This window comes from Pseudoalteromonas sp. NZS71_1 (genome assembly GCF_015864305.1).
GTDB lineage: Bacteria > Pseudomonadota > Gammaproteobacteria > Enterobacterales > Alteromonadaceae > Pseudoalteromonas > Pseudoalteromonas arctica.
In genome coordinates this window covers 1-19,497 of sequence record NZ_JADYXM010000018.1, presented here as the reverse complement: position 1 = coordinate 19,497, position 19,497 = coordinate 1, and the positions used below count along the sequence as shown (strand labels likewise).

General features: G+C 38.8%; 21 protein-coding genes and 1 rRNA gene. 10 read left to right on the top strand and 12 right to left on the bottom strand.

What is annotated here, in order from left to right; all coding sequences use genetic code 11:
• The first annotated feature begins 450 nt into the window (after positions 1-450).
• Positions 451-939, top strand: coding sequence for a DUF4124 domain-containing protein (locus I6F43_RS18185; RefSeq protein ID WP_007579794.1), 489 nt, complete (start codon positions 451-453; stop codon positions 937-939).
• Here the strand turns inward: I6F43_RS18185 and I6F43_RS18180 are convergent.
• Positions 923-2,047, bottom strand: a complete 1,125-nt coding sequence (locus I6F43_RS18180) for an aminotransferase class V-fold PLP-dependent enzyme (protein ID WP_197103464.1) — start codon at positions 2,045-2,047, stop codon at positions 923-925. The genes I6F43_RS18185 and I6F43_RS18180 overlap by 17 nt on opposite strands.
• A 1-nt stretch (position 2,048) precedes the next feature.
• Positions 2,049-3,218, bottom strand: coding sequence for a PrnB family protein (locus tag I6F43_RS18175; protein ID WP_197103462.1), 1,170 nt, complete (start codon positions 3,216-3,218; stop codon positions 2,049-2,051).
• 136 nt (positions 3,219-3,354) lie between these two features.
• On the opposite strand from I6F43_RS18175, the gene I6F43_RS18170 reads away from it, so the two are divergent.
• The 4 genes from I6F43_RS18170 (at position 3,355) to I6F43_RS18155 (ending at position 9,127) form a co-directional block, all read left to right on the top strand.
• On the top strand, positions 3,355-3,810 hold the full coding sequence (locus I6F43_RS18170; protein WP_007579788.1) for an Lrp/AsnC family transcriptional regulator: 456 nt from the start codon (positions 3,355-3,357) through the stop codon (positions 3,808-3,810).
• 72 nt (positions 3,811-3,882) lie between these two features.
• The gene (locus I6F43_RS18165) at positions 3,883-6,603 is read left to right on the top strand and encodes an ATP-binding protein (protein ID WP_197103460.1); all 2,721 of its coding nucleotides are present in this window, start codon (positions 3,883-3,885) and stop codon (positions 6,601-6,603) included.
• Positions 6,593-7,981 carry an alpha/beta hydrolase gene (locus I6F43_RS18160; RefSeq protein WP_197103458.1) on the top strand — a complete coding sequence of 463 codons (1,389 nt, stop codon included), beginning with the start codon at positions 6,593-6,595 and terminating at the stop codon, positions 7,979-7,981. Before I6F43_RS18165 ends, I6F43_RS18160 begins: the two co-directional genes overlap by 11 nt.
• 6 nt (positions 7,982-7,987) lie before the next feature.
• Positions 7,988-9,127, top strand: a complete 1,140-nt coding sequence (locus tag I6F43_RS18155) for a GNAT family N-acetyltransferase (RefSeq protein WP_197103455.1) — start codon at positions 7,988-7,990, stop codon at positions 9,125-9,127.
• Here I6F43_RS18155 and I6F43_RS18150 read toward each other — a convergent pair.
• A complete protein-coding gene (locus tag I6F43_RS18150; protein WP_197103453.1) occupies positions 9,104-9,694 on the bottom strand; it encodes a DUF938 domain-containing protein in 591 nt (196 codons plus the stop codon). The genes I6F43_RS18155 and I6F43_RS18150 overlap by 24 nt on opposite strands.
• A gap of 199 nt (positions 9,695-9,893) precedes the next feature.
• On the opposite strand from I6F43_RS18150, the gene I6F43_RS18145 reads away from it, so the two are divergent.
• The 5 genes from I6F43_RS18145 (at position 9,894) to I6F43_RS18125 (ending at position 12,990) form a co-directional block, all read left to right on the top strand.
• Positions 9,894-10,079, top strand: a complete 186-nt coding sequence (locus I6F43_RS18145; protein ID WP_010554833.1) for a hypothetical protein — start codon at positions 9,894-9,896, stop codon at positions 10,077-10,079.
• A gap of 101 nt (positions 10,080-10,180) precedes the next feature.
• Positions 10,181-10,546, top strand: coding sequence for a hypothetical protein (locus tag I6F43_RS18140; protein ID WP_231609258.1), 366 nt, complete (start codon positions 10,181-10,183; stop codon positions 10,544-10,546).
• A gap of 11 nt (positions 10,547-10,557) precedes the next feature.
• Positions 10,558-11,934 carry a class II fumarate hydratase gene (locus tag I6F43_RS18135; RefSeq protein ID WP_197103451.1) on the top strand — a complete coding sequence of 459 codons (1,377 nt, stop codon included), beginning with the start codon at positions 10,558-10,560 and terminating at the stop codon, positions 11,932-11,934.
• Between the two features lie 110 nt (positions 11,935-12,044).
• Positions 12,045-12,578, top strand: coding sequence for a hypothetical protein (locus I6F43_RS18130; RefSeq protein WP_121955018.1), 534 nt, complete (start codon positions 12,045-12,047; stop codon positions 12,576-12,578).
• 10 nt (positions 12,579-12,588) lie between these two features.
• Positions 12,589-12,990 (top strand): hypothetical protein, encoded by a 402-nt coding sequence (locus I6F43_RS18125; protein WP_024589501.1) that lies wholly within the window; start codon positions 12,589-12,591, stop codon positions 12,988-12,990.
• Positions 12,991-13,019: 29 nt separating this feature from the next.
• On the opposite strand, the gene I6F43_RS18120 is transcribed toward I6F43_RS18125, so the two are convergent.
• From I6F43_RS18120 to rrf, 9 genes are all read right to left on the bottom strand, one after another.
• Positions 13,020-13,205: a hypothetical protein gene (locus tag I6F43_RS18120; protein WP_007579770.1), complete on the bottom strand. Its 186-nt coding sequence runs from the start codon at positions 13,203-13,205 to the stop codon at positions 13,020-13,022.
• A 15-nt stretch (positions 13,206-13,220) separates the two neighbouring features.
• Positions 13,221-13,547, bottom strand: a complete 327-nt coding sequence (locus I6F43_RS18115) for a hypothetical protein (RefSeq protein WP_010554828.1) — start codon at positions 13,545-13,547, stop codon at positions 13,221-13,223.
• The gene (locus tag I6F43_RS18110; protein ID WP_024592232.1) at positions 13,544-14,182 is read right to left on the bottom strand and encodes a DUF4178 domain-containing protein; all 639 of its coding nucleotides are present in this window, start codon (positions 14,180-14,182) and stop codon (positions 13,544-13,546) included. Before I6F43_RS18110 ends, I6F43_RS18115 begins: the two co-directional genes overlap by 4 nt.
• A gap of 74 nt (positions 14,183-14,256) precedes the next feature.
• Positions 14,257-14,949, bottom strand: a complete 693-nt coding sequence (locus I6F43_RS18105) for a PspA/IM30 family protein (RefSeq protein ID WP_004335088.1) — start codon at positions 14,947-14,949, stop codon at positions 14,257-14,259.
• Positions 14,950-14,973: 24 nt separating this feature from the next.
• Positions 14,974-15,387, bottom strand: a complete 414-nt coding sequence (locus I6F43_RS18100) for a YjfI family protein (RefSeq protein WP_004335098.1) — start codon at positions 15,385-15,387, stop codon at positions 14,974-14,976.
• Between the two features lie 79 nt (positions 15,388-15,466).
• Entirely contained in the window at positions 15,467-17,188 is a 1,722-nt protein-coding gene (locus I6F43_RS18095; protein WP_197103449.1) for a polyamine aminopropyltransferase, read from the bottom strand.
• A gap of 3 nt (positions 17,189-17,191) precedes the next feature.
• The gene (locus tag I6F43_RS18090; RefSeq protein WP_197103446.1) at positions 17,192-18,091 is read right to left on the bottom strand and encodes a DUF350 domain-containing protein; all 900 of its coding nucleotides are present in this window, start codon (positions 18,089-18,091) and stop codon (positions 17,192-17,194) included.
• Between the two features lie 26 nt (positions 18,092-18,117).
• Positions 18,118-19,050 carry a hypothetical protein gene (locus I6F43_RS18085; RefSeq protein WP_007579759.1) on the bottom strand — a complete coding sequence of 311 codons (933 nt, stop codon included), beginning with the start codon at positions 19,048-19,050 and terminating at the stop codon, positions 18,118-18,120.
• Positions 19,051-19,391: 341 nt separating this feature from the next.
• Positions 19,392-19,497, bottom strand: a 5S ribosomal RNA gene (gene rrf / locus I6F43_RS18080); the annotation flags it as partial.

Genomic DNA, 19,497 nt, shown 5'->3' with positions numbered 1-19,497 from the left:
GATTGTGGTTTTTTTGTGCCTAAAATTTAACACCAATACTAAATTGGGAGGGTGAGAACCCTCGACAGGGTTCGACAAAATGTCTGGAACATTTTGGGCCGCTGCAAGCGTCGCGCAGCGATTGATTACATGGATGTAAGCAAGTCTATCCCTCCCTATGGACCATACTTATACCAACCTGCATAAATCTTTGATCAATTTAACGAATTAAATTTCACTATAACGTCGTTAAAAATTTTTTATTTAGAACAACTAGATACAAAAATTTTTGCCTAGTTCTAGCGTAATTTTCTTAACGTTAAATAGACCCCATATATAAGCAGATTGGTATTAATTTAAACCACTTAATTGTGGTTTTTTTGTACCTAAAAATTATAAAAACTAAACAAATTGTGCCTAGTAATAACTTAGGGCATTATTAACACAACTTTAGCCACTTTAGGTTTAGCTATGATCCGGTTCATATTGCTATCAGTTTGCGCGGCAGCACCATTTTTTACCTTGGCACAAAGTACAACAGTGTATAAGTGTGTAATTAAGGGCGTTCCTACCTTTAGCCAAACGCCTTGCGCTAAAGATGCACAAGTTATTACTCTTAAAGATATAAACGTAATTGAAGCATACAAAAGCTCTACGCCCGGTAAAGGTATTACCGACACCTCTGTGGATGACTACTTAGAAGTTCAACAAATAGAACGAGAAATAAAGCGCCTTGAGCTATCTATTGCACAAAGCCAAAAAGAATACGCAGCTAAAAAACAGCAGATAGATTACATGACTCAAGATAAAGCCAATCGTTTAGGCGCTTCGTCTATTGCTGATGCTATCGCAACTAAAACAAATTCGTTAAAGCAAGCTTACGACGCATCAATTAATCAAACGCAGCAAAAAATAGAGTCATTAAAACAAAGAAAGCAGCAGCTTAGCCAAAACCCTTAAGCGCTCGTTTTACTATCGAAATAAACTGCTCAACGTCTTCTTGAGTATTATAAATATGTGGCGATACTCGTATCCCAAATTTACGGGCATCTACACTGACTTTCGCTTTATTAAGCGCTGTAAGTACATGGTCTTGCTGCTTGTTAAAAAACAAAATAACAGTCCCGCTGCATTTATCACTACTCATAGGTGATGCAACATATTTGCCTAGTTGCTCATGAATAAGCGTAAGCATAGCTAAATTATGATCCCTTACCTTGTGAGCAGTTAGCTCTGCAAAGTAAGCAATGCTATTTGCGGCAATAATATAAGGTGCTACAGAGGGAGTACCACCCCAAAACTTGAGCGCACTGGCGTTATATTCAAAGTGGTTTATATTGAACTCAAATGGATTTTGATGCGAAAACCACCCCACATCTTTAGGCTCGCAATACTCTATTTGATTTTTGTTAACCCATAAATAAGCTGCACCTGGGCCACCACATAACCATTTAACGCTCGAGCCAACCATAAAGTCAGCATCGAGTATGCTTAAATCAAGCGGTATAACACCCGCTGATTGAGCAACATCAACTATTGATAAACTATTAGTTAATTTACTTATAGCTACAATATCGTATACAGGCGCCTGTACACCTGTATTTGAATACACATGACTTATAAAAACTAAATCGATGTCGGCGGTTATATAACGCTGCCAAACACTAATATCAGTTAGGTTTTCGTGCTCTGGTATAAACATAATTTGTGCGCACTCTGGTAATGCTTTTTGCATTGCAAAACCCATGCTCGGAAAATCACTTTGCGCCATAAGCACTTTACAATTTTTTTGCTGTAGCCGTGGATGAGACATAAGCAACTTTGTTAAGCCACTTGATAAATTAACCTGAGGACAAAACTGCGAACTAGGCGCATTAAATAACTTACCAAGTGCGGTAGTAAATTGCTCAACTGCGGGCAGCCATTGCTGCCAAGGTTCTTGATTTGAGCTCTCCCACGGTACAAAATAGCGCTGTGCTAAATATTGCTGCGTATTTTTAAGAGGACGCCCTACCGAGTGGTTTAGTAAATAACAGCCATCAGCCATACAAAAATCATTTTTAAGCATGCTATTTAACCCATTTTTTAAGTGTATTTAGATCGTCAAAACGTGTTTTTATATCGTCGCGTTTGGCACTGGCTCGCCTATCTCTTAATTTTTCGAGCGAATCAAGTAACACATGAAGCGGCGGACCACTTGCTGTTACCTTGCTCATATGCTGCTGTTGCATATTTTTTGAGGGCTGAGCAATAAACTTTTCAACCAGTTGATTATGATGACCGACTGCGGTGTCGCCATGTAATTTACACACTTGAATAAATAACGTTGCATGGTTTTTAAACCAATCTGTATTTTTATATTGCTTGGCTTGTAAAAAGTCATCCATAAAGCTTTGCATACGCATGGCTTCTCGTAGGATTTGTTGATCCTCTGGCATCATATATAAAAACTTATCCACCAGCATTTGCGAGTAACTAGGCTCATTTGCGCTACAAAGCCCTAGTAACATATCAATCACGTTAATACCTGCAAAGTCACCAGCATTTGCACCTCTGTAAACCTCTTTACCTACACGGTACGGTTTATAATAAGGGCGAACGCAGTTAAAAAAGCGATCTGCATCGAGCTCAGAATAAAGTGCATTACTTGACTCAATTACATCTATAAGCGCTTGTTTGGCTACTTTTAATAACTCACCACACAGGGGGTGTGAGATACCTAACGGCAATATTTTTAATAAAGCATCACTTGCACGTTTATAGGCCAAAATACCTTGGGTGTTGTAATCAAGAAATAGCTTTTCATCAGGTAAATTGGTAAATCGTTTATAAATACCGTTAAGTGCTTTGTTATGAGTAGTTAAGTGGGCGGTAGCAAAACGAGGGGTTACGCCAATGGATGCGCCTATATGCATAGCAAGCGCTGAGGCTTCAATTAGTGGGGAAGTAGTTTCTCTGCTTGGCTCAGTAATTTCATGGCGCCTACACGCCGCCATAAACAATCCTACGTTACCGAGTAAGTCAAAAGCGCTATCAAAGCCTTGATCTGTGTTTCCCTCGGCTAATAAATTGCTAATTAATGCGTTGCCTTCTTTTTCTAATTGTTGCTTTAAGGCCTCACCTATTCCTTCTACATTTGCTTTATCGGTTTGCTGCCAATAAAGCTGCTCTAATTCACTATTTAAAGTGACAAACTCTGTTCGTATCCAGTGATCAAAAATAGCGGTATGTGTGTTCATTGTTGTGCTCTATTATTTTTATAGTTAAATGCTAACAGAGTTCAATGAGGGTAAAACGCCAAAAAAATTAGTAAAAATTGCAATACTTAGCAATAATCACTACAAATATAAAAATAATTAATAAAAGCCGACAACTATGTTAGATAAAAAAGATCAGCAATTACTCATTGCACTGCAAAGCCAAGCTCGTATGTCGGTTTCAGACTTGGCCAGCAGTATCAACCTATCGGATACACCTTGCCTAAGGCGTATAAAAAAGTTAGAGCAAGAAAACATTATTACCGGCTACCACGCCGCCATAAATCCTAAAGCACTTAACCTTAATGTGTTGGTATATGCGTTTGTAAGATTAAGCCAAAACTCGGTAAGTGCTGCAGAGCAATTTGAGCAACATGTAGAAAAATTACCACATGTATTAGAGTGTTGTGTAATATCAGGAAGCTATGATTATTTATTAAAAATCATTGCACATGATCTTGAGAGCTACGAAACATTTGTAAAACATCAGCTAGGTAGTTTAAGTTGTATTGCAAATATAGAATCAACAGTCGTGTTAAAGCAGTCATTTAGCAAAAAACAGTTACCATTATAAAAATAACCAAAATAACTTACTGTTAGCTATACTGATATTTCAAAACGATAATAATAATTGCTTGGACCTTATGTGAAAAATTTTAACTCTAAAAATCATTCCATTATTTTTTACATCATGTTTGCTTTAGCATATTTTTTAGTCGGCATAGCACTCACTAAACTTGCTTTTAACTCGCAAATAATTCCAATTTGGTTACCTGCCGGCATAGCTCTAGTCGGTTGTTATATTTGGTGGTGGCGCTTTATCCCGCCTTTATTTGTAGCTGCAATTGCGTTTAACCTAAATATTTTTGATAGTTCAGCTCATGAGCTAGTCCTGGTCGGCAACTCATTCAACGAGGCTATGTATATCGCCTTTGGTGTTGTTATACAGGCAATGGTCGGCGCAGCTCTTTTAAAGTATTGGCTTGGTCACCCGCTGCGCTTTAAAAAGCGCAAGAATATAATTTACTTTATTTTAGTCATAGCCATATTGGTCAGCTTAATTTCAGCTAACTTTGGCGTATTCGCACTGAGTCAATTTAACTCGATTTACAGTATTGATAATCATTGGAATAATGTTATTTACTGGTGGCTTGGCGATACATTAGGGGTATTAATTGCGACTCCGTTTTTACTTTCTTTATTACCACAAAAGTCTAATCAACATACTATATCGGCATTTCCGACAATTGCAGTATGCTCAGTTTTATTTTTATCAGTCGCGGTAACAACACAATTATACGATCAGGAAAATCGTATAAGCACTATTAAAATTGCCGAACGTGAAGTCCACGTTATAGAAAACAGCCTTTATAGATATACAAATCGCAGTATTATTGCAGTGCAGAGCTTAGCAAGTCAGGTTCAATCATCTCCCATGCTGAGCCAGCAAGATTTTTATTCTTATGCTAGTCAGTTACTAACTCAATACGAGTTTATTAACGCTTTATCGTGGAATGCAAAAATACCTCAAGATCAACGCGAAGTCTTTGCTCAAGAAATATCAAACATTTACCATTTAGATATTGATATAGTTGGCGAACCTCTTGAAATTAACGATCCCCTTGTTATAGTAAAATACATAGCTCCTTTTAATGGTAATCAAAAAGCTATTGGCTTTAATGTATTTTCAAACCCTGATCGAAAAAACTCTCTGCTTAACCCCGCTATAAAGTACATGCCAGTCGGAACTAAAATAATTCAGTTGGTGCAAACCAAACAACCTAAACCAGCCTATTTATTATTTGCCCCTGTGTACTCCCAATATAACGATGAAAAAACAATTAAAGGCTATGCCACTGGTATATTTTTAGTGCGTAGTATTATTGAGCAGGCCATTTCTAAAGAACAGTCTGATATGTTTTCGATTGGTATATACGAAGATACAAACACACCGCCGTTTTATAGTAATTACTCTCAGGATGTTCAGCAAGCCAAAGGCAGCCGATTAATGTCGTTTGACGTGGACTTTGCAGGGCAAAAATGGATTGTAAAACTAGCCCTTAAAGAAAGCTTTTTAACACAACATAATAGCCAACTAACTCTATTATTGCTCATACTCCAAGTTGCCGTATGTTCTTTAATTTTAATGGTTTTACTGCTGTTTAATCAGCAACAAATTGCACTTACACGTCAAGTTGCAGAGCGTACACACTCACTCGCACAAGCAAAGCAGCAGTCTGATTTAGCTAATCAGGCTAAAAGCCAATTTTTAGCGAATATGAGCCACGAAATACGTACACCATTAAACGCCGTTATTGGTTTCTCTTCACTTGCCCGAGAAACAGACAGTGCAAGTACACTCATTGGCTATTTAGATAAAATAAACTCATCATCTAAAAGTTTATTAAACTTAATTAATGACATTCTTGATATATCAAAAATAGAATCCCAAAAGTTAGTTATTGAATCTATTGCATTCGACCTAGGTGCCTTAATAACACGCATAGACAATATGTTTGAACAAAGCGCAGTTAACAAAGGTATTAACTGGCAAGTTAACTCAAAGCTACCTTTAAATACCTGGTTTATTGGTGATCCTATGCGAATTGAGCAGGTATTACTTAATTTATGTAGTAACGCGATTAAATTTACAAGCCAAGGCAGCGTTGCTTTAAACATAGAAACAGAGTTTACTGCCGCCAATAAAGTACAGCTTGTTATAAACGTTAGTGATACCGGAATAGGTATAAAACCAAGCCAGCATAAAAAATTATTTAACGCATTTACCCAAGCTGATAGTTCTACCTCAAGGCAGTTTGGCGGTACAGGACTTGGCTTAACCATAGCTAAAGAGCTAAGCCAGCTAATGGGGGGAGAAATAACACTTAAAAGTGAAATAGATAAAGGCTCTACTTTTACATTTTCAATACGATTAGAAACAACAGAGCCTAAAAAAGAACATGTTATTACATTTGATAATACTAATATTACTTCGCTAGACATTTTGGTCGCAGAGGATAACCCAGTAAATCAAATGGTTATTAAGGCGATGCTTGGCTCGTTAGGGATTGTGCCGTATATAGTAGAAAATGGCGAACTGGCCGTTGATATAGTTAAAAGTCAGCATTTTGACTTAGTGCTTATGGATTGCCAAATGCCTGTAATGGATGGCTATAGAGCAACGGCACTGATCCGCCAGTTTAAAACTGAACAAGAGCTCCCGATTATTGCTTTAACTGCCGACGTTATGCCAGAGGATAAAGCACATGCACAAGCAGTTGGATTTAACCAGCATCTTGCAAAACCGCTTGAACTCATTAAGCTAACCGAGTGTCTTGTCCAATATGCAGAAGTTAATGAACAATAGTGGTTTAATTTTAAGAATAGTTTTAAGAGTATTTTTGGGTTTTGTTTTAAGTGTTTTTTCTCATACAGCTGTCGCTCAAAACTGTATATCGCAGGCGAGCGACTTTAAATTTATAACAAAAAGTAAGCAACAAGGCTTATTACGCTTTGAAAATGAGCACAACCACCAGCGCTTTAATTACCACGCCCTTTTGCCATTTAACGATTACTTAGATTTTGCATATAAACATATAAATAAAGCCAATCCACGTGCAAATATGCCATGCCCTGTTATTACACAAACGTATCAGCAATTAGTAACACAAGGTACGCGAAAACCTGACCCTACTATTGCAGATATTATTGCCCCTTTTGAGCTTACGCATCCAAACAGCAATAAAGTTGCGCTATTAATCCACGGACTAACTGACTCCCCCTTTACGTATCACGATTTAGCACAAGTGTATTATCAGCAAGGCTATACTGTGCGTACTATTTTATTACCAGGACATGGAAGCGCCGCAAGTGCGTTACTCAATGTAGACGTTAGCCAATGGCAACAAGCAATAAAATACGGTATTGAACGCTCCGTACAAGACTTTGATGAGGTGATACTCGCAGGTTACTCTACCGGTGCAGCGTTACTTATTGATTACGCAACCAAACACACTGTATCCTCTAAAATTAAAGCGCTTATGCTTTATTCGCCCGGCTCTGAGCCACATAATAAGTACGGCTGGATAGCAAAGTGGATTGATGCCATACCCTTTGTTAATTGGATTGATAAAGATGCCGATGTAGACTTTGCTAAGTATGAATCATTTCCTCTAAACGCAGCTGCCGCTTCGTACGATGCAATGTCACTTGCAAGTGTAAGTAGCTTAAACAAACGCCCTGCACTTAAATTACCTATTTTTAGTGTACTTAGTGATATTGATACCACGATAGACACGCGTGCCACGCTAAAGTTATTGAGTACATTACACAAAGATAATTCAATCAAATATAAGCCACTCGATACTTTAGTACTTTATGGAAGCACCAATATTTTACCGCCAGACTTTGCTAGTGACTACACAGTAAATAATCCGCAATGCACAACACCTCAATGTAAAAAGGTTCATGGTATGTCGCATATTGCTGTTGTTAACTCACCGCAAAATCCACATTATGGAATTAACGCCACTTATCGCAATTGTGGCAGCTTTATTAACGATGAGTCCCTGTATGAAACATGTAAAACAACTAAAAAACCACAACTAGGAGAGCGTACAAGCGCCAACTTAAAACACTATCCGGCTTTACAGCGCTTAACTTATAATCCTCATTTTACCGAGCTTAAAATGCAAATTAGTACGTTTATTAAAAACGTAGAACAGCTTAGAACAACTACAAGGTAAGTAGTCATGGGAACGTTTTCGCACCAATGGTTTAGCAGTATTAATGAGATTGATCAGGCGCAGTGGCAACGTTTATTTGGTGATGAACCATTTACTCAACATACTTTTTTATATGCCCTTGAACAAAGCCAATGCGTAACACAAAAAAGCGGTTGGCAGCCCCATCACCTCGCTATTTTTGAAGATGATACGCTCGTTGCACTTGCACCCGGGTATTTAAAAAGTCATTCATACGGCGAGTATGTATTTGACTGGGCATGGGCTGAGGCATACGAAAAACACGGTTTAGAATATTATCCCAAGTGGCTATCTGGCATTCCCTTTAGCCCTATTGAAGGCAAGCGTATTGCTATCGAGCACGCTAATCCAAATGCGGTATATCAATACATTACAGAGCAACTTAGCTTACACAGTGCTCAGCAAGGATGGTCGGGATGGCATGTTAACTTTTGCGATCAAGCTCAAGCAACATCATTAACTGAGCAACACGCCATGCTAAGAGTGGGTGTGCAGTTTCAGTGGTTTAATAAAGGTTTTGAAACCTTTGACGACTTTTTGCAAATACTTAGCTCACGCAAACGTAAATCCCTTAAAAAAGAGCGAGCTAAAATAGCGCAACAGAACATTGATATTGAATGGCTGCAAGGAACGCAAATTACGCCCGAGATAATGCAGTTGTTTTGTGAGTTTTATCAGCGTACCTACTTAAAGCGCTCTGGTCATTTGGGCTATTTAAATATGGAGTTTTTTACGCTTTTACATGCCTTAATGGCTAATAGCCTCGTTATTATGCTGGCCAAAAAAGACGACAACGTGATTGCTGCAACACTTAGTTTAGTAGGTAAAAATACGCTTTATGGGCGTTACTGGGGAGCAAGCGAAGAAGTAGATTCGCTGCACTTCGAATTGTGTTATTACCAAGGTATTGAGTTTGCAATAAAGCATAAACTCAACTGTTTTCATTCGGGTGCACAAGGTGAGCACAAAATAGCACGCGGATTTGAACCCGTACTTACCTACTCTGCTCACCATATTGTTGATGGCGACTTCAGTAATGCAATAAGCGACTACTTAAAGCGTGAACGCGGCCATATTGATATATATAAAGAGCAATGTAGCTCATTACTGCCGTTTAAAAACGAGTAACTGATTATTTGCAGGCATGGCTGTATCGCTAATAAGCGTAAGCCCTGCTTGCTTAGCTAGTTGTTCAACTGCTTCAAAATCTCTTATTCCACTTGACGGATCGCGCTCTTTTAAAAAGGCACTAAAGTCATCATTACTTGGGCTGGTAAATTCACCTTCGTATTTGAATGGCCCATAAATACACAACATACCGTCGCTATTTAAGTGGCGTTTAACACCGTCAAAAAAACGCTCAACTAATTGCCAACTTACAATATGAAATGTGTTTGCAGTATAAATAGCGTCAACTTTATCTATTGGCCACTCATTATTTAAATCAAGCTCAAGTGGTGCATGTAAATTAGTTGAATTAGCTTCGCGGTGCCATAAATTAATCCCTTCGTGGTTTATAGCACGATCACTTGTATGCCATTGTAAATGTGGTAACTGCTCTGCAAAAAAAACACTATGCTGGCCGGTTCCTGAGCCAACTTCGAGTGCTGTTTTAGTATTTTTTAATACAACTTTTAATTGCTCTAAAATAGGGGTTTTATTGTTTTCACAGGCTTGTGAAAATGGCTTTGTCATTACTGTGCACCAAAATTGTAGATTAATGCACAACAGTAAAGCAAATTTAGCTTATTTTGTCGTGATGAAAAAAAGGTAATTTTTAAATACTATAACTATCATATGGTTGAGCCGGCTCATTATGGTTGGTACGTAATATGCTTTATATTGTTAACCCACTAAAGGGTTTAACTTATATTAAATTTCAAAGGATAAAATTATGCATATACCCCCTTATACCGCTGTAGACGCAGCTATTGCTATAACCGAAAAAACCACCGACGATCATAGTTACGCCGTTGATATGAGAGCTACAGTAATCGATTTACTTTCGCACCCTAAACATAATCAACAGGCGATGACCAAACATGAAACAGATCAGATATTTATTCTTGGCTACAATTAAAACTCAAATTAGTATCGCAAATAATTTTTATAATAACTGTTTACACTGAAACCGATTAAATGTAATGATAACTATTATCGTTAACTTAAGTCGGTTTTTTTATGTCTTCAAATTATGCCCAGCATCGTTACCATCAAGAACTCTCTTGCCATTGCTTAAGACCTGGCCTGCATGCACCCATGCTCGTTGCCGATTACATAGAAACCGCCCTTAACGTCGCCAAAAAATTTGAGCAACAACGTAATCCCTTGCTTCAAGAGTTTTATCTTAGACGCACACACCATGAAATTATGAACAAAATGTGCGACCCTCTTATACATAATGCTATTCGTAAACAATGTTTAGAGCAGTTATACAAACCTTTATTAGCACTAAAACGGTTTTATAAAGTGCATAACAATACTGCACAATTTTTAATACTTGAGCGTGAAGCTCGTATTCTTAGTCACGAATTCAACCCTTTTTAAGGAGCACACTTATGAGCAACTTTAGAACAGAATCAGACAGCATGGGCGAGCTACAAGTACCTACTGATGCGCTCTATCAGGCGCAAACACAACGAGCAGTTAATAACTTTGCCATTAGTGGCTTATCTATGCCAAAGCAATTTATAACTGCACTGGCTTATATAAAACAAGCCGCTGCACAAAGTAACTGTGAGCTAGGCCATTTAAGCAAAGCTAAAGCCGATGCAATTGAGCAAGCTTGTCAAAGTATTATTGATGGCGAGCATGTTGAGCATTTCCCCGTTGATATTTTTCAAACAGGTTCTGGCACAAGCTCAAATATGAATGCCAATGAAGTTATTGCAACGCTTGCTAGCCGGATAGGCAACGAAAGCATTCACCCTAATGATGATGTAAACATGGGGCAAAGCTCTAACGATGTAGTCCCTACTGCTATCGCACTCAGTAGCGCAATAAATGTAGTGTACGAATTACTTCCTTCGCTTGAAAATTTATCGCAAAGCCTGGAAAAGAAAAAAGCTGAAGTAGGCCATATAGTTAAAACGGGCCGTACGCATTTAATGGATGCAATGCCTGTAACGTTTGATCAAACACTCAGTGCATGGCAGTCACAAGTTAATCATGCCGCAGCAGGAATTAGACATAGCTTAGAGCGTGTGTGCGAACTTGCACAAGGCGGTACAGCTGTTGGAACAGGAATAAATGCAGACCCTAAGTTTGCAGCCAAATTTGCAGAAAATCTGAGTGCCAATGTAGGCATTAGATTTACGCCCAGTAGTAACTTTTTTTATAATATAGGTTCACAAGACGCCATCGTCGCGCTTTCGGGGCAATTAAAAGTACTCGCTGTAGCACAAATGAAAATAGCGAATGACCTACGCTGGATGAATTCAGGACCACTTGCGGGCTTAGGTGAAATAGAGCTTGAAGCACTTCAACCAGGCTCATCTATTATGCCAGGTAAGGTAAACCCAGTAATACCAGAAGCCGCAGCCATGGTAAGCGCACAAGTTATTGGCAACGACGCCACTATTACCGTAGCAGGTCAAGCGGGTAATTTTGAGCTAAACGTTATGCTCCCAGTCATTGCGTATAATATTTTGCAAAGTATTGAGTTACTTGCAAATAGCGCACAAGCGCTGGGCGATAAAGCGATTGCCAGTTTTAAGGTGAATCAGCCAAATATAGATAAAGCACTCGCTAAAAATCCAATTTTGGTAACTGCGCTTAATCCGGTGATCGGTTATGAAAAAGCAGCAAAAATAGCAAAGCAGGCTTATAAAGAAGCCCGCCCTATTATTGATGTAGCCGAACAAGAAACTGATTTACCACGCAGTGAACTCGAAAAACTACTTAACCCCACCAAACTAACGCAGGGTGGACTTTAACAAAACGGTATTTTTCACGGCTTTAATTACTTGATAATATAGTTTTTATTGCCGTAAAAAATGCACCGTGTATGATAGTGATGAATATTTCATCACTATCAAGGTTTGTTATGCGTACCCCATTGTTAGCCATACTTTTACCACTGTGTTTAACTGCATGCTTAGATAAAGCACCCACTGAAACGCAGCAAGTAACAATCACCTCAGAAGCTGAAGCACCAAAGCAAGAGCCACAAAAGCTAAAAGAAAACACTCAATTACAAGAAAATACTAAAAAGAACGTAGTTGCTGAAAAAATACCAAAAGCTGATTTAAAAAACGTTTCAATAGACGATATAAAAACAGCTAAAACCGAATTAAATACGCTAATTACAGATAAGCAATGTGATACCAGCACCCAATGTAGAGTAAATGCAGTAGGCAGTCGCGCATGTGGTGGGCCAAGCAGCTTTGTTGTGTACTCAACAAACGCAGCATCTGAGGAACAAGTAGCAGCCCTTAGCGACAAAATTACTAAGCTTGAAAGTAGTTATAATTCACAAAAAGGGATGATGAGCATTTGTCAGCATTTAACAACGCCAAGCACGCAGTGTGTTGAAAATAAATGTGTTAAACTTGAAGGCTCAGCGGTAAGTGCATTTTAAGGATAACGTTATGAGTTGTTTACCATCGGCAATTAAACTATCAATTTTAAGCATTGCTAGCAGCATTTTATTACTAAGTGGTTGTGCTAGTACTGTGACGTCAAATGAGCAAAGTAAAAACTTATCTGACTTAAACTATGATCTGAATAACATGGTGAGTAATAACAGCTGCACTGCAAGCTTTCAGTGCAAAGTACTTGAAGTGGGCGCCCGCGCATGCGGCGGACCGAGTAAATATGCTGTTTATTCAACGCTAAACACATCTCAAGAAGAAGCAGAACAGCTTGCTCAACAAATAACAAAACAAGAAAACATACAAAATAAAGCACAAGGCTTAACTGATTGTTCTCCTGTACTTGAAGTGCAATCGCTGTGTATTAACCACCAATGCCAGTCGTTTGATATAAAATAAAAACGGCCGCGTATAAGCTAATTTCAGCGTTAACTTAAATACGGAATTAACGCTGAAATTACTACCACCAGTACCACGCAAATACCCGCTTTAATAATGTATTTCATGGGCATTGTTTTAAGCACCCAATATGCATAAATAAAACGTACAAAATAACTCGCCGCAGTACCAAACAACGCAAAAATAATTAAGTAAGCAATTAAAATAATATTCATAAAAACCTAATTAAATTATTTCACTTTTTTATTTTTAGTGTGAGCTATTAATAAATCAGCTACTTGTTGCTTTACGGCTCGCTTATCATCGCTTTGTACATCAAAGCGACTGGCTAGTTGCGCTATTTCATCATCATTTAAGTTAAACGATAAACGTTGACGCGTTTTTTTAGACTTTACGTCTAAGCCAAGTATTTTTCGGATCATATCTGACGGCGTTAGCTCTTGATCAATTGCCTGCTTTTTTATCAGCTTTTGAACTTCGCTGCTTAGATCGAATGCCATTTGTGTGGCACGTACAGCTTGTTCCTGACGTAACCACTTATCTTTAGCATCACTCACTTAGCATCTCCGGGAAACAAGTCTACAATGTCTGACATTGGACGCATGAGCGTTAGCGATACTTCGGTTTCGCCGCCATCCCAAATTTCGATATTTAAACCAAAGCCTTCATTATCTGACGCTAAGCAAATCATTTCACATGGCTCACCACCTTCTTGCTCATAGCGAGGCAAAGTTTGGTTGCGGTAATCTTTATTATGGAAATAACACACATAAGGCGACTCGCTTTGTTGGTAGCTTTTAGCTAAAAACTGCATAAAGCGCTCTGGTGTATTTTGCACTGTAATGTGGGTTAACGACTCTTCATCAAAAATACGCGCAAACTCATCAAGGCTAAATATCTCTTCAACTTCGTTTCGCTGAATTTTAATAGAAAAGTTAGCCCACTCTTCGCCATCATCTTGCTCAATTTGTAAAAATACAACTTGGCCGCTATTTGTCTCAAGTACAAATTCAGTATCGCTACTGTGCTGATATTGGTAAGTCTGAATATCAGTAACACGTAACGTTTCACCCTTTAACCATGCAGGATAGGCAAATGAATCAATAACGCTAAACATGTCGCCTTTTTTAAGATCGCTCGGATGATTAAGTTGACGTTCTGGCTCTTTTTTAGATTTGAAAAAATTAAACATAGGAAGGCTGCCTTCTAAGCAAAAAAGGTAACTGAGAAAAACTCGGTTACCTTTTTAAAGTATAAACGTAATAGTTAGCTATTTTGCTTCGCTTTGATGCGAGCTAAAATATCAGCGCTTTTTGGACTTGTGTCGCCAATGCCTGCTTCAGCCATTTTTGCTTTTAAGTCATCGCCATTTACGTCTGACTCAAGTTGCTTTGCAGCACCAAGCTGGTCACTTCGATCTTGTTGGCGCTGTTTAATGCGTTCAAGCGATTGACGAGCCGATGTCATAGACGAGCTGTTTGTATTAAGCGTGCTATTAACAGCCATTGTTGCTTGCTGTACGCTTTCAGTGGTTTTAACCATTGTAAGCTGACGCTGATTTTCTTTAATCGATTTTTCAGCATCTTTAACTTGCTGCTTAAGCGCAACAATGTGATTGCTAAAGCCAGACAATACTTGCTCGTTTTCCGCTTTTTCAGCTTCAAAGTCACCAATTTTTTCTGCAATTTCTAATGCTAACGCTTCGTTGCCCTTTTCAAGAGCTTGGCCTGCATACGCTTCATGTTCAGCGATTGATGCATCTACAGCGCTAATTTTACGCTTAGTTTGCATTTCTTTGGCCATTACTTCAGTAAGGCTTTTTTTAGCACGGTGAAGTGCATTTTGCGCGTCTGCAATTTCTTGCTCAAAAATACGGATGCCATTTTTGTCTACAATTGCTTCGCCTGCTTCACGAGCGCCGCCACGTACTGCTGTAAATAATTTTTTTAAAATACTCATAATCTTAACTCCACTAACTAGCTATTAATCGTTTAAATACAAGGTCACGGCTTCTAGTGCATCGATAGCGTTATCGGCTAATGTCACTAGTTCGTGGGTAACGTCATCTAGTGATGAATTTACCGACAGTGCACCAAAAATCGCGTATTTGTTATCGATTTTAGCAAATGCACTCAGTGGAATTGGCACGTTTAAACGTAGTAATGTTTCGTTTAACTCGTTGCGTAATTCACTTTTAACTTCATCTTCGTCAAACAAGTAGCTAATACATAATAACTGCTCTTGCGTTTGCGTAACAAAAATTGGAAGCTCATCATTTCCATCAACAATGACTTGTAAAACATCTTGCTCGCCTGGGTTGGCAATCAAGAAAGACTCAAAGTTAGCGCCTTCAGTTTCAAAAGAAGCTAATTTTATTGAAAGTTCATTTAATTCCATGTCTCTGCCTTTTGTCGTTTGACATATTATGTCTGAGTTAAGATTCTCATGGTCGACATATTATGTCAACCATGTTTTATTAGTTTTTATACAATTCGCTTTCTATTTGCCATGCAGTTCGGTAGTAATCATACAACTGACCAGACCCTAACCTATTGACCTCAATACTTTTAACTTGTTCAAAGTAGTGGTTAGGAAATACAAAACTTGCCAATAAATATTCTTTACTAATCCACCTTGATGGCACAGGCATAGCCGTCGCATCATTAATACGGCCACTGGCCGACTGCCCCATTTTAGTCGCTATAGTCCAGCCCCACTGCCCAAAAGAAGGTATGTTTTGCTGATACTGCTCAACATACTCAAATCCAGCCGCTTTAACTGTTTTTGCAATGCTTAAAAACGCTTTTTTAGCGTGATAAGGTGAGGTTGATTGAACCGCCATTGCGCCATCCGGTGCTAATAACTGCCGTACATGATTATAAAAGTAGTCACTGTACATTTTATTTAGATCAGGATGATTAGGGTCAGGTAAATCAATTAAAATGGTGTCGAACTGCTTAGATTGGTCAAGTAGCTTTTCAACTTCTAAAAATGCATCACCCACAATTATGTTGGCTCGCGAGTCATGCATCGATTTATTGTTTAGTTGTAGTAATCGCTTATTGATGTGCTCTGGCGGCGTAAAGTCACCGTCTTTATGACCAAATAAATTGAGTAGTTGCGCGTCTAAATCTATTAGCGTTACTTCACTCACAGGCCACTTTAAAACATCTCTAAGTGCAAGCCCGTCACCACCACCAATTATTAATACACGGTCGTGTCTGTTAGAGGCAAGCATTGCAGGGTAAACCAGCATTGAATGATATATTTGCTCATCAATACTTGAGAACTGTAGACGCCCATTTAAATATAAATCGGTAATTGGCTGAGGTTGGTTTTTGCTTAATCTTTCGGTTAAAACTACGTGTTGGTATTTAGTTGCTTGCGAATAAATTACTTTATCTTTGTATAAAACATTACTTAGATTGTTCATCCAGCTACTGCCAAATACTAAAATAAAGCCAAATAATGCCAGTAATGCTATATGGCAAACTAAAAGTGCCTTAGCAAAGCGCACATGGGTATGGTAGCGCCATAAAAACGCGAGTCCTGCGATGATATTAAATAACGCCGTCCACGCTGCAGCTTGCATTATAGGCATTGAGAGCATGATACTTACCCAAATGGCTGCACCAATACCAGCACCGATATAATCGGCACCATAAATAGTCCCTGCGTTGTTTTCTAAAAAACGGCCATAAACGTGCTGACGAATGCGCGCTATAAGCGGTATTTCCATACCAATAAATAAGCCCAGTATTAAACCAAAAACATAAGGTAGAAAACGTGACCACTCTTGTAGCTTTTGAAATACGTAACCATTAAGTACAACATCAGGGGGTAAATTAAAAATGCTCGAAAATAAATGAGGAAGAGAATAACTAACTGCTATTACACCCGCTATCGCTAAAATGCAGCCCATGCCAACCAAAGCAATAATGCTTTCTAGCCAAGCAAAAGCGGTAAATGCATCTTTAAACCAACGCGCTAAAAAAGCGCCTAAGCCCATTGCTACAATCATAGTGCCAATCATGGCGTAAATAGCGCTCTCTACCGAGCCAAGTACACGGCCCGCATAATGAGACAGTAAGTATTCATAAATAAGGCCGCACCCAGCAAGCACGGCCATAACAGTAATAAGTAGTATATCGTGCCCAAGTAAGCGAGACTTACTTGGGGGAGTGTTGGTTGATGACACTGATTATGCGCCTAGTAATGTTGCCATAGTGATACCTACAGCAAATGATACTGCTGCAGAAATAGTAGCTACACCTACATTTTTTTGACGATTAACTTCATCTGAAATATCGCAACCAGATAAAATTATTTTAATTGTCACTAAGTGCAAAATAATAAATGCAACAAGGCTCACTACTGCGCTAATAGCCCAGTATAGTAAACTCGCATTAATATTATCAGCCGCGTAAGGTGCAACACCCGTTGCTGCTGTAATAGCTAATGCACTACCGACTAAAAATCCAGCGTAACGAATACCCACAGCTAAGTTACCATCAACAATTGCTTGTTGTAGGCAGTCGTCACTTTTATTTGTACGTTTAAATAACTGCACTCGGTATTGGCTAACAAGTAGTAATACAACACTACCTATAATAAAGGCGGCAATTACAATTGGAAGACCATGCCAACCGTCAGTAGCTACCCATAAAAGAGCTGAGCGAATAACGATAGCAACACTGACAACATGACCAAAATCAATTATTGAAGCCGTAACGTTACCTTTAACGATTTCGTCGTGCAGGCTTACTTTACGAAGAGCTACTTTATCTTGAAAAAAGTGACCCAACTTAATCAGTACAATTGCTAATGCGCCATAAGCTAACATTTGTAGTGCTTCTTGTTGCAGTGTTGCAGCAAAAGCTCCGCTACTTACACCCGTTAATACAATCGCCAGTGCCACTAAGCCAGCGGCAAAGCTAATACCAAAAGCAAAGTTATCACGCTCTGTTATTTCATCATTTGCATGTAAGTTTGAAACCCAGCCTTTTATATATTTAAGGCTTACAAATAATAAAACAATAATTGCAAAATCAATCGCCAGCGCTTGCAGTGACCACATAGTTATTCCATTAAATTCATACATATTATTCTAACTCCAACTTTATTCTTTTACTTACCACGGCTCACGCCACGAGAGGTTCTGCTACCGCTATCACGCACCGATCCTGAGCTATTGCTATAACTGCTCGAACGAGAATAACTACTGCGGCTTTTTGCTGGCGTATAACTACTACGGCTTAAACCTGATGCACCTGTTTTTTTACTCGCATAAGGGCTTGTAAACTGCTTACCTTGGCGTTGGTATGTTTGGCGCGTGCGTGTTTCTAAAGCGCTTTGGGTTTTAATTTGTTTAGGGCTTGAATAACGCGAGCGGCCATAGTCATTGTAATAGCTATACTTTCGGCGCTTACTCCAGCTTCCATATTCAACACGATCAAATACATCACCTAAAATACGGTACATTCCGTACCATTGCCAAAAGCTAATACCGTTACTATTTGATTGCCAGTTACCATAGTTAGGGTTACCTACCATTTGGTTACCAACACCCTCACCTTCAGCTTGCTTACTAATTGCGCCTACACGCGCTAAAGTGCCTTTGGACATATCAGCTAGCATATTGATAGGATCGGTTAACGCATCAGAAAATAGCGTAGGTTTAGATGCATCACGTAACAAATCAATGCTATGTAACGTATCTTCGTAAGGAGGAATTAAGTAAGTTCCTTTAATATCTTTAAGTCGCTGTGTTAAGCCACTATAAAGTGCGCCTTGGCGCGTTGCATCAAGGGTAATTACATCAACAACTTTTGTAAGCTCTGGTTGTTGTTTTTTAAGAAGCTCGCCATATTCTTTAAGTAACACAGCATTGCGTACACTTCCATTATCGAGTGCAGTACCAAGCTGAGACAGCTCCGTATCTACCTTTTTAATAGACTCTTGAATTGTTTGTTGCAGCTGCTCTTCTTTCGATTGACAACCCATAAGCACTGCGAACAAACAAAACAGGCTTATAAGTTTCCAAGCTTTAATATTCGACATTCATGTCACCTGATTTACTAAATTAACTCAGGTAGTTTTACACAGGTCACTTATTAAACCAAGAATGAAATTGCAACAAAATGAGAAGAAACGTGGGACTCTGTAATCAGGGTCTGATTTATTGAGAATTTAGTGAAAATATTAAGCTATATCGTAAGGTTAGAATTGAAGTTTAAGCGTTATAAGGGGGTACTTACAGTGATTTTAGCGTCAGGAATCGCTGCGCTCGCCCGACCTACGTGATGCGTGTTGATGTGAGTGTGTGTTAATTGCGCACATTTCACTTTTCTGCAGACGTAAAAAAGCCCGGATCGTTAGATTCGGGCTTTCTACAATTTGAAGCCTGGTAATGTCCTACTTTCACATAGCAAATGCTACACTATCATCGGCGCTGTTTCGTTTCACTACTGAGTTCGGCATGGGATCAGGTGGGTCCAAAACGCTATT

Bases quoted from the DNA above. Each gene is read 5' to 3' on its own strand.
- I6F43_RS18185 (WP_007579794.1), top strand. From the start codon at position 451: ATGATCCGGTTCATATTGCTATCAGTTTGCGCGGCAGCACCATTTTTT.
- I6F43_RS18180 (WP_197103464.1), bottom strand. From the start codon at position 2,047: ATGCTTAAAAATGATTTTTGTATGGCTGATGGCTGTTATTTACTAAAC.
- I6F43_RS18175 (WP_197103462.1), bottom strand. From the start codon at position 3,218: ATGAACACACATACCGCTATTTTTGATCACTGGATACGAACAGAGTTT.
- I6F43_RS18170 (WP_007579788.1), top strand. From the start codon at position 3,355: ATGTTAGATAAAAAAGATCAGCAATTACTCATTGCACTGCAAAGCCAA.
- I6F43_RS18160 (WP_197103458.1), top strand. From the start codon at position 6,593: ATGAACAATAGTGGTTTAATTTTAAGAATAGTTTTAAGAGTATTTTTG.
- I6F43_RS18155 (WP_197103455.1), top strand. From the start codon at position 7,988: ATGGGAACGTTTTCGCACCAATGGTTTAGCAGTATTAATGAGATTGAT.
- I6F43_RS18150 (WP_197103453.1), bottom strand. From the start codon at position 9,694: ATGACAAAGCCATTTTCACAAGCCTGTGAAAACAATAAAACCCCTATT.
- I6F43_RS18145 (WP_010554833.1), top strand. From the start codon at position 9,894: ATGCATATACCCCCTTATACCGCTGTAGACGCAGCTATTGCTATAACC.
- I6F43_RS18140 (WP_231609258.1), top strand. From the start codon at position 10,181: ATGTCTTCAAATTATGCCCAGCATCGTTACCATCAAGAACTCTCTTGC.
- I6F43_RS18135 (WP_197103451.1), top strand. From the start codon at position 10,558: ATGAGCAACTTTAGAACAGAATCAGACAGCATGGGCGAGCTACAAGTA.
- I6F43_RS18130 (WP_121955018.1), top strand. From the start codon at position 12,045: ATGCGTACCCCATTGTTAGCCATACTTTTACCACTGTGTTTAACTGCA.
- I6F43_RS18125 (WP_024589501.1), top strand. From the start codon at position 12,589: ATGAGTTGTTTACCATCGGCAATTAAACTATCAATTTTAAGCATTGCT.
- I6F43_RS18120 (WP_007579770.1), bottom strand. From the start codon at position 13,205: ATGAATATTATTTTAATTGCTTACTTAATTATTTTTGCGTTGTTTGGT.
- I6F43_RS18110 (WP_024592232.1), bottom strand. From the start codon at position 14,182: ATGTTTAATTTTTTCAAATCTAAAAAAGAGCCAGAACGTCAACTTAAT.
- I6F43_RS18105 (WP_004335088.1), bottom strand. From the start codon at position 14,949: ATGAGTATTTTAAAAAAATTATTTACAGCAGTACGTGGCGGCGCTCGT.
- I6F43_RS18100 (WP_004335098.1), bottom strand. From the start codon at position 15,387: ATGGAATTAAATGAACTTTCAATAAAATTAGCTTCTTTTGAAACTGAA.
- I6F43_RS18090 (WP_197103446.1), bottom strand. From the start codon at position 18,091: ATGTATGAATTTAATGGAATAACTATGTGGTCACTGCAAGCGCTGGCG.
- I6F43_RS18085 (WP_007579759.1), bottom strand. From the start codon at position 19,050: ATGTCGAATATTAAAGCTTGGAAACTTATAAGCCTGTTTTGTTTGTTC.